This window comes from Pseudoalteromonas sp. SIMBA_162 (assembly GCF_046535955.1).
GTDB lineage: Bacteria > Pseudomonadota > Gammaproteobacteria > Enterobacterales > Alteromonadaceae > Pseudoalteromonas > Pseudoalteromonas marina.
This window is the reverse complement of the sequence record NZ_JAWJBQ010000072.1, coordinates 1-509: the sequence shown is the minus strand read 5'-3', so window position 1 is coordinate 509 and position 509 is coordinate 1. Positions and strand designations below refer to the sequence as shown.

Here is a 509-nt window from a genome sequence, read left to right as displayed (position 1 = left end):
CAAGCAGCTGCTGACCCAGGGCATGGTGATCGCGGATACCTACTACCGCATCAACGAGAAAGGTGGCCGTGACTGGTTCAATCCACTGGACGTCGATGTCGAGACGGACGACAAGGGGCGTGCGATCAGCGCAATCCTCAAGACCGATGGCCTGCCGGTAGAGATCGGCGGTACCGAGAAGATGTCCAAGTCCAAGAACAACGGCGTGGACCCGCAGTCGATGATCGACAGCTTCGGTGCCGACACCGTGCGCCTGTTCATGATGTTCGCCGCGCCGCCGGAGCAGTCACTGGAATGGTCCGATTCCGGTGTCGAGGGCGCACACCGCTTCGTCAAGCGCGTCTGGCGTCTGGTCCACGAGCATGTCGCCGCCGGCACTCCGGGCGCGCTGGACGTGACCGCCCTGAACGATGATCAGAAGGCGCTGCGTCGCAAGACACACGAGACCATCGCCAAGTGCAGCGATGACATCGGCCGCCGCACCACCTTCAACACCGCCATCGCGGCCG

At 63.3% G+C, this 509-nt stretch carries 1 protein-coding gene; it reads left to right on the top strand.

What is annotated here, in order from left to right:
- Nucleotides 1–509 (top strand): class I tRNA ligase family protein (locus R0J88_RS18755; protein WP_410900693.1); only part of this gene is annotated, 509 nt, incomplete at both ends.